This is a genomic window from Ameyamaea chiangmaiensis (assembly GCF_013376175.1).
Lineage (GTDB): Bacteria > Pseudomonadota > Alphaproteobacteria > Acetobacterales > Acetobacteraceae > Ameyamaea > Ameyamaea chiangmaiensis.
Window position 1 is genome coordinate 1 of record NZ_JABXXR010000367.1, and the last position, 566, is coordinate 566.

Sequence of the window (566 nt, forward strand, 5' to 3'; positions counted from 1 at the left end):
AGGTGCGACGCGACCGCGCCGCCGCGCATCGCCGCGCCGGGCGACGCACCCTCACCCTGCGCCCGCACAGCGATGGCTGCCGCGTCGAAACCGATGACCTGACCATACGATTTCCCAACCTGACATTCGCCCTGCCACACGAGATGCCGGACCTGCTGACGTTCCTGCGCGATGAGGGGGTTGGCCTGGTCGAATGGCATCACCTGCTCGGCCATCACCCGGTGATACGATCGCTGCCCGAGCGTCTGGCCGTCCCCTACGATGTGTTCGTTCACGATTATGTCTGGTTCTGTCCGCGCATCACCCTCGTGGGCATCGGCGAACGCTATTGCGGCGAGCCCGATCTGGACGGCTGCCGCCGGTGCGTTCGGGCACAGGGGTCGCTGCTGGACGAACGTCTCGGCATCGACGCGCTCAGGACGCGCTCCGCCGCGGAACTGGGCGCCGCGCGGCGCGTGCTCGTCCCGTCGCACGACACCGCGCGGCGCATAGAACGCCATTTCCCCGGCCTCATCTGCCAAGTCGAGGCACCCGAGGACGACCGCCCCGCGCTGCCCCTTGCCGTC

Annotated in this window: 1 pseudogene; it reads left to right on the top strand. The window is 68.9% G+C overall.

Features of this window, described 5'->3' with window-relative positions:
- Positions 1–566 (top strand): annotated as a pseudogene (locus HUK82_RS17095) (glycosyltransferase); the annotation flags it as partial.